At 66.8% G+C, this 4,289-nt stretch carries 6 protein-coding genes and 1 pseudogene; 4 read left to right on the top strand and 3 right to left on the bottom strand.

The annotated features are described in order from the left end of the window. From GX543_RS09170 to GX543_RS09160, 3 genes and pseudogenes are all read left to right on the top strand, one after another. Nucleotides 1-146, top strand: a pseudogene (locus GX543_RS09170) (ABC transporter substrate-binding protein); the annotation flags it as partial. Between the two features lie 22 nt (nt 147-168). After that, a complete protein-coding gene (locus GX543_RS09165) occupies nt 169-1,113 on the top strand; it encodes an amino acid ABC transporter permease (RefSeq protein WP_290851469.1) in 945 nt (314 codons plus the stop codon). Nucleotides 1,114-1,145: 32 nt separating this feature from the next. Beyond that, nucleotides 1,146-1,898 (top strand): amino acid ABC transporter ATP-binding protein, encoded by a 753-nt coding sequence (locus GX543_RS09160; RefSeq protein ID WP_290851471.1) that lies wholly within the window; start codon nt 1,146-1,148, stop codon nt 1,896-1,898. Between the two features lie 12 nt (nt 1,899-1,910). On the opposite strand, the gene GX543_RS09155 is transcribed toward GX543_RS09160, so the two are convergent. From GX543_RS09155 to GX543_RS09145, 3 genes are read right to left on the bottom strand one after another with little or no spacing between them, the layout of a single operon-like run. Next, nucleotides 1,911-2,198 (bottom strand): DUF2277 domain-containing protein, encoded by a 288-nt coding sequence (locus GX543_RS09155; protein WP_290851468.1) that lies wholly within the window; start codon nt 2,196-2,198, stop codon nt 1,911-1,913. A gap of 30 nt (nt 2,199-2,228) precedes the next feature. Next, on the bottom strand, nt 2,229-3,050 hold the full coding sequence (locus GX543_RS09150; protein ID WP_290851467.1) for a class I SAM-dependent methyltransferase: 822 nt from the start codon (nt 3,048-3,050) through the stop codon (nt 2,229-2,231). A 60-nt stretch (nt 3,051-3,110) separates the two neighbouring features. Next, nucleotides 3,111-3,641, bottom strand: a complete 531-nt coding sequence (locus tag GX543_RS09145) for a 2'-5' RNA ligase family protein (protein ID WP_290851466.1) — start codon at nt 3,639-3,641, stop codon at nt 3,111-3,113. 214 nt (nt 3,642-3,855) lie between these two features. On the opposite strand from GX543_RS09145, the gene GX543_RS09140 reads away from it, so the two are divergent. Beyond that, the coding region (locus tag GX543_RS09140; protein WP_290851470.1) for a S1 RNA-binding domain-containing protein at nt 3,856-4,289 on the top strand (434 nt) is incomplete at its 3' end.

Genomic DNA, 4,289 nt, shown 5'->3' with positions numbered 1-4,289 from the left:
TCGTCAAGGGATCGGCGCTGGGACCGGCCGTACAGCAGGCCGTGCAGTATCTGATCGACAACGGGCAGTACGAGCAGATCGCGAAGCATTGGGGAGTCGAGGCGGGCATGATCACCGTCGCGGAGATCAACGGGGCAGCGAAGTGAGCCGACGACAGGGATTGAGCCGATGACAGTCACCGACAACGCCGCGAACCGCGACGCCGCGGAACCGGAACCGATCCAGGCCGTTCCGCTCAAGCATCCCGGCCAGTGGATCGCCGGTGCGGTCATCCTGATTCTGGTCGGCCTCTTCATCTACGGAGCGGCGACCAACGACGCGTATCGCTGGGACACGTACGCCAAGTACCTGTTCGAGGAACGGATCCTGTCCGGTGTCGGCTACACGCTCGCCTTGACGGTCCTCGCCATGATCGCCGGCGTCGTGCTCGGCGTGATCGTCGCGGTGATGCGGATGTCGCCCAACAAGGTCCTCAGCGCCACCGCGTGGGTGTACCTGTGGGTGTTCCGCGGCACCCCGGTGTTCGTCCAGCTGGTGCTGTGGGGACTGGTCGGATCGCTGTACAAGGTCATCAGCATCGGTGTTCCGTTCGGCCCGACGTTCGTGCAGATCGACATCCAGCAGCTCAGCCTCGAGTACGTGTTCGTGCTCGCTGTGATCGGTTTGGCGCTCAACGAGGCCGCCTACATGGCCGAGATCGTTCGCGCGGGCATCTCGTCGGTCGGCGAAGGTCAGATGGAGGCGTCGGTCGCCCTGGGAATGTCGTGGTGGCAGACCATGCGGCGCACCGTGCTTCCCCAGGCGATGCGCGTCATCATTCCGCCGACTGGCAACGAGGTCATCAGCATGCTGAAGACCACCAGCCTGGTGCTCGCCGTGCCGTTCAGCCTCGAGCTGTACGGCCGCTCGCGGGACATCTCCGGCGTCAACTTCCAGCCGATCCCGATGCTCCTGGTGGCGTCGACCTGGTACCTGGTGATCACATCCGTGCTGATGGTGGGTCAGCACTACGTCGAGAAGCACTACGCGAAGGGCGCATCGCGTCAGCTCACCGACGGTCAGCTCGAAGCCCTCGCCGCCGCCAACAAGACGATCGTGGAGGAGGGCAAGTGACCGACCCCCAAGCCGTGCCCGGTGGTCGACCGATGGTCCTGGCCGACCGCGTCTGCAAGAGCTTCGGCGCCCTGCAGGTCCTCAAGGGCGTTTCCCTGGAAGTCCAGTCCGGTGAGGTCGCCTGCCTCATCGGTCCCTCGGGATCGGGCAAGTCGACCTTCCTTCGCTGCGTCAACCACCTCGAGAAGATCAACGCCGGTCGCCTCCTCGTCGACGGCGAACAGATCGGTTACCGCGAGCGCGGCGGCAAGCTCTATGAGATGAGCCCGCGCGACGCCGCCAAGCAGCGTCGCGACATCGGCATGGTCTTCCAGCACTTCAACCTCTTTCCGCATCGGACGGCGCTGGAGAACATCATCGAGGCGCCGATGCTCGTCAACGGCAAGTCCAAGCGGGAGGCGACCGAGCGGGCTCTGGACCTGCTGGAGCAGGTGGGGCTGAGCGCCAAAGCCGACGCCTATCCCGCGCAGTTGTCGGGCGGGCAGCAGCAGCGCGTGGCGATCGCCCGCGCGTTGGCGATGGACCCGAAGCTGATGCTGTTCGACGAGCCGACCTCGGCGCTGGACCCGGAACTGGTCGGCGACGTGCTCTCGGTGATGCGCAATCTGGCATCCGAAGGCATGACGATGGTGGTCGTGACCCACGAGATGGGATTCGCCCGCGAGGTGGCCGATCAGTTGGTCTTCATGGACGGCGGCGTGGTGGTCGAGAAGGGCGATCCACGCGAGTTGCTCAGCAATCCGCAGGAAGCGCGTACACAGGAGTTCCTCTCGAAGCTGCTGTGACGGTCCCCGAGGTCAGCCGACGCCGGCTGCGGCCTCGCGCGCCGCGATCCGCGCCTGCACCTCCGGGCGCCGCAGCGGCGGGACGGTCTGCGGCGGCTGTCGGCGTTCGGGCAGATCCTCGAGGAGCTCGCGGGTCGCGTCCGCGACGGCGGCCACCGCTCGTTCGATCGCGTCGTGGTTAGCGGCCGACACCTTGCGGATTCCGGACACCTTGCGCACGTACTGCAGGGCGGCGGCTTGGATCTCTTCTTCGGTGGCCGCGGGCTCGAGGCCGCGCAGCTCCGTGATGTTGCGGCACATATCCCAAGGCTACGCGCGCCGGAGCGGGAGTCAGGCAGGCTTTCGACAGACGAAGATCGCGGTGCCGGGGAAGTAGGAGCCGCGCAGGGGAGACCACTGACCCCACTCGTCCTCCAGGTTGTCGGGCCACTCGGGTTCAACGATGTCTTCCAGGACCAGTCCGGCCGCGACGATCTCGCGGACGCGGTCGCCGATGGTGCGGTGGTGCTCGACGTAGGTGACGTTCCCGTCGTCGTCGGCCTCCGAGTACGGCGTGCGCGAGAAGTACGACATGCGCACCACGAGTCCGTCGGGTCCGGGATCGTCGAGGAACATCCACCGCATCGGATGGTTGGTCGCGAAGACCCAGCGGCCGCCGGGCCGCAGCACCCGATGGACTTCGCGCATCACCCGAGCCGAGTCGGCGACGAAGGGGACCGCGCCGAACGACGAGCACGCGATGTCGAACGAGGCGTCCGCGAAGGGGAGGTGCTCGGCGCCCGCTTGAATCAACGGCACCGGCGACTCGTCGCGGGCCATTGCGTCGATGCCGTGGCGAAGCATGCCGATGGAGACGTCGAGGCCGACGGCGTTGGCGCCCTGGGCGCGCAGCCATCGCGAGCACGGCGCCGATCCGCAGCCGATCTCCAGCACGTCCCGACCGGTGACGTCGCCGAGCAGTCGTGCCTCCGACTCGCGGTAGCGCTCCGGACCCCACACGAACTCGCCGCCGGGCGTGGAGCCGCCGATGAACTCGCCGTGCTCCGCGTGATACTCGTCGGCTTCGGCGTCCCACCAGGCGCGGTTGGCGTGCTCGCTGACTGCGGAGTCGATGTCGCCGAGGACACGCGGCGGGCGCGGCGAGGAGGTCATCGGGGTAGTCCCTTCACGAGGTGCGGCGGACCCTGCGGAGTCCGGGGAGTGAGTCGGAAGTCAGCAGGCGCGGCCGGCGACCACGACGTCGGCCTTGGCGTCGCCGTCCCATCGGCGCAGGGCCGACGCCCGTCCGACAAGAGTCTCCCAGGTCAGCAAGTCCATCGCCGCCTTGAGTTGGTCGGCGGTGAGGCGCAGGCCCAGCGTGACGTGCGGCGACCACTGTCCCGGCCGGCAGTGCGCGGCCAGCTCGTCGACGTGGTCGCCCGCCGAACGGAACATCGTGGCGTGGGTCGACAGCAGTTCGGTGGAGGGGACCACCGCTCGCGCGAGGGTGAACTTGCGTCCCGCGGGAAAGACCACGGCGCCCCCGACGCGCAGTGCGAACGGGAGTCGCTGGGCAGTGGTCGCCAGCACGGCGTCGGCCGCAGCGGAGATCGCGGTGCCGGCCAGCAGCGTGCAGTGCGGCCGGTTGGTGTGGGCGCGAACGCGACCGGCGCTCGGCAGTCCGGCGTGCTCCAACGCCGTCCATTGATCGCGGATCGCAGAATCAGTGTCCGAATCGAGCAGAATCTCGATCGAATGGGCCATCGTCGACTCCTTCGCCACGCGGTCGCGGACTCCCGTTTGTCCAGGTCGGCACCGGGTAGTACCCTTGATGGGTGTGTGTGCGCAAGTACGCACTCTGCGCCGACCGAGACCAGCGGTCCCGATGGCGCGAACCCAAGATGGAAACCGGGTACAGCCTGCAACGACTGTCCCGGATACCGTACCTACTAGATACCTGTCCGGAGCAACTCAACATATGTCGTCCCCCACGATTTCCTCCTCGCCGCAAGTAGCCGTTAACGACATCGGCTCGGCAGAGGACTTCCTCGCCGCCATCGACGCAACGATCAAGTACTTCAACGATGGCGACATCGTCGAAGGCACCATCGTCAAGGTTGACCGCGACGAGGTTCTGCTTGACATCGGCTACAAGACCGAGGGCGTCATCCCCTCGCGCGAGCTGTCGATCAAGCACGATGTCGACCCGAACGAAGTCGTCAGCGTCGGCGACGAGGTCGAAGCTCTTGTTCTCACCAAGGAGGACAAGGAAGGCCGCCTGATCCTGTCGAAGAAGCGGGCTCAGTACGAGCGCGCCTGGGGCACGATCGAGGAGCTCAAGGAGAAGGACGAGGCCGTCAAGGGCACCGTCATCGAGGTCGTCAAGGGCGGCCTGATCCTCGACATCGGTCT

Origin of the sequence: Gordonia sp. (in: high G+C Gram-positive bacteria) (genome assembly GCF_012515855.1) — a bacterium.
In the GTDB taxonomy this organism is placed as follows: domain Bacteria; phylum Actinomycetota; class Actinomycetes; order Mycobacteriales; family Mycobacteriaceae; genus Gordonia.
The sequence above is the reverse complement of the archived record's forward strand: the minus strand, read 5'-3'. Positions and strand labels throughout refer to the sequence as shown.

Excerpts from the sequence above, each read along its gene's own strand:
- GX543_RS09165 (WP_290851469.1), top strand. The coding sequence starts at position 169 with ATGACAGTCACCGACAACGCCGCGAACCGCGACGCCGCGGAACCGGAA.
- GX543_RS09150 (WP_290851467.1), bottom strand. The coding sequence starts at position 3,050 with ATGACCTCCTCGCCGCGCCCGCCGCGTGTCCTCGGCGACATCGACTCC.
- GX543_RS09160 (WP_290851471.1), top strand. The coding sequence starts at position 1,146 with ATGGTCCTGGCCGACCGCGTCTGCAAGAGCTTCGGCGCCCTGCAGGTC.
- GX543_RS09155 (WP_290851468.1), bottom strand. The coding sequence starts at position 2,198 with ATGTGCCGCAACATCACGGAGCTGCGCGGCCTCGAGCCCGCGGCCACC.
- GX543_RS09145 (WP_290851466.1), bottom strand. The coding sequence starts at position 3,641 with ATGGCCCATTCGATCGAGATTCTGCTCGATTCGGACACTGATTCTGCG.